Genomic DNA, 2,787 nt, shown 5'->3' on the forward strand with positions numbered 1-2,787 from the left:
CTATCCCTATCCTTACCTACACCCATCGCATCACTTGATATATCCGCTACTCTACTGCATAGTTCTTTTTATTATATAAATATAACTACAAGAACATAGGTATGCACAGTATGACCCGTAGCACCCTCTCCAGCGTTTTACTCGTCACCCTTTTGTCTTCCCCCTATGTCGCGGCAGAAGAAGTGCAGTTACAACACAACGGCTTAACCCTGAATGCGAACCTGCAAATCGCAGAAAATAGCTCTCTGGAAGATGGCGCGGTATTGATCACCCATGGCACGTTAGCCCATAACGGCATGGACATCATTACCACCCTACAAGAACTGCTTCTGGACGAAGGATATAACAGCCTGGCGATCAACCTGAGTCTGGGACAATCTGATCGCCACGGCATGTATGACTGCACCACCCCCCATGTTCACAAACACTCCGATGCGATTCCCGAGATCGGACAATGGGTTCAATGGCTTAAAAGCAAAGGCAGTGACAAAATCATGCTGATGGCCCATTCGCGTGGTGGTAACCAGACGGCGATGTTTGCAGACCAGAACAAAGATGATGTCATCAAAGGTCAGGTGCTGATCGCCCCACAGACGTGGAGCCAGAGCGAAGCCGCCACAGGCTACGAAAAGCGTTACGAACAAGCGCTTCAACCGCTCCTGAAACAAGCGGATACGTTATCCCAAAAGGATGGCGAACAGTGGCTGGAAAAAACGGGCTTTGTGTATTGTGCAGACAGTAAAGTCACACCAGAGGCCTTCCTGAGTTACTACACGCCAGACGAGCGACAGGATACGCCGACCCTTCTTAAGTCAGCCACCCTACCGACGATAGTGTTCTATGGCACTGAAGATAAAGTCGTTGCAGATTTGAGCGACAAGATGACGCAGGTTGCCAACGATAACGTCACTACAGTCGGCATCGAAGGCTCAGATCACTACTTCCTCGATCTCTACGCAGACGAAGTAATTGAGCGTACACTAGAGTTCTTTGAAACGCTGTAAGGTAAACCCAACGTGATGCAACGTTCTATTCTCACGGTTCTGTTCTGCATACTGATCACCGCAGGCTCACCCACAGCGGTAGCGAACGATGTTGAACCCGTCTTTGATCTTCAGCGTTTGTATACTAGCGCTGAAGATCAACGCGTATTGCTGTTACTGGTCTCTCAACCCGGTTGCCACTACTGCGATCAAATTCGCGAAGAGATACTGCAACCCATGTTGGCCAGCGGCCTTTACGACAAAACCACGCTAATTCGCGAAATAAAGATCTACGCAGGTAAAAGCCTGCGTGACTTTAACGGGGAAGAAGTCGATGCAACAGGCTTCGCAAAACGCTACAACGCCTGGGCAACACCGACGCTACTCTTCCTGAACAGGAGCGGAGAGGAGATCGCAGAGAAGATGGTTGGCATCAATACTCCTGAGTTTTATGGCTATTATGTCGACAAGTCGCTTGAAACAGCACAAGCCTCGCTTTCCCAGTAAGCCGGTATAACCCTCCTTTTCCATCTTCTTATCGTATCCACCCGAGTAAACAGGATTTCTCACACCATTACGGCTAGAATACCGCCTCGATTCAGAGGAGCCGTTTTCATGTGGTTTAAGAACATCATCGTTTATCGCATCACAGGTGAATTCAATTACGACGAAGCCCAGCTTGAAGAGAAACTTCAAGATCAGGCCTTCACCCCTTGTGGTAGTCAGGACCTAAGCCGTTACGGCTGGGTATCTCCAAGCAACGGCTTGCAGGATACACTGCTGCATAGCGTTCACGGCTTCCACATGATCGCCGCTCAGAAGGAAGAAAAGATCCTGCCGCCCGCCGTTGTAAAACAGCAGGTAGAGGAAAAAGTGTCCGTGATCGAAAAAGAGCAGGCACGTAAAGTCTATCGCAAGGAACGTGATCAGCTAAAAGATGAAGTTGTGATGGATCTGCTGCCACGGGCATTTAGCCGTTTCCAGCAGACATACGCACTGATCGCACCGCAACAGGGCTGGGTCATTGTTGATGCCTCCAGCCACAAACGTGCCGAAGAACTGTTGAGCTACCTGCGCGGCACATTAGGCACGCTGCCGGTTGCCCTGCCCGACGTCAAACACTCACCATCCGCTATCATGAGTCACTGGCTGGAAGGCCAGGAAGCACGCCCTCAGGGTCTTGAGATCCTTGATGAAGCGGAGCTGCGCGACAATCTGGTGGAAGGCGGTGTTATCCGCATCAAAGGTCAGGAACTGCTGGACGACGAATTTGTTGCTCATCTGGAAGCTGGCAAACGTGTGGTTAAGCTTTCCGTGGAATGGGAAGAACAACTACGGTTTATGATTCAGGAAGATCTGGCCATCAAACGCATTAAGCTGACCGACCAGATGAAAGAGAAGATGGATCAGGAATCCCCTGAAGACCAGCTGGCACAGTTTGATACAGACATGGCACAGATGGGTATCGAATTTACTCGCCTGTTCCCAATGCTGATCGAAGGGTTTGGCGGACTCGCCGAAACACCTTAACGTAGCCCTAGACAAAGAGTCTGCCTCAGATCGCGATTAACCCGTGGATTTGAGGCAGATAACCAGTCCTCTTAGTATTCCCCGCCCCATCCGCCATACCTAGATATCACCCGCTCCGAATCCCCCCTTACCCAGCACTCCGCTCAACGTTCTGATTTCTACGGATTGCTAATATCAGAACAGGCAGATCTATCGCACAGAAGCCTAACATCGGTAACCTGTGAGCTAACCCAGAAAAGGAAAGAACGGAGCCACCTGGTGTTCAGTACCCTGC

At 50.3% G+C, this 2,787-nt stretch carries 3 protein-coding genes; all 3 read left to right on the forward strand.

Features of this window, described 5'->3' with window-relative positions; translation table 11 throughout:
- Window positions 1–110: 110 nt before the first annotated feature.
- The 3 genes from ABYW01_RS18630 (at window position 111) to rdgC (ending at window position 2,513) form a co-directional block, all read left to right on the forward strand.
- Window positions 111–1,004: an alpha/beta hydrolase gene (locus tag ABYW01_RS18630; protein WP_372835769.1), complete on the forward strand. Its 894-nt coding sequence runs from the start codon at window positions 111–113 to the stop codon at window positions 1,002–1,004.
- A gap of 15 nt (window positions 1,005–1,019) precedes the next feature.
- Complete coding sequence (locus ABYW01_RS18635; RefSeq protein ID WP_372835771.1) at window positions 1,020–1,490, forward strand: thioredoxin family protein; 471 nt, start codon at window positions 1,020–1,022, stop codon at window positions 1,488–1,490.
- 108 nt (window positions 1,491–1,598) lie between these two features.
- On the forward strand, window positions 1,599–2,513 hold the full coding sequence (rdgC, locus tag ABYW01_RS18640) for a recombination-associated protein RdgC (RefSeq protein WP_372835773.1): 915 nt from the start codon (window positions 1,599–1,601) through the stop codon (window positions 2,511–2,513).
- The last annotated feature ends 274 nt before the right edge of the window (window positions 2,514–2,787 follow it).

It is taken from the genome of Pontibacterium sp. (assembly GCF_041587635.1).
GTDB lineage: Bacteria > Pseudomonadota > Gammaproteobacteria > Pseudomonadales > Balneatricaceae > Pontibacterium.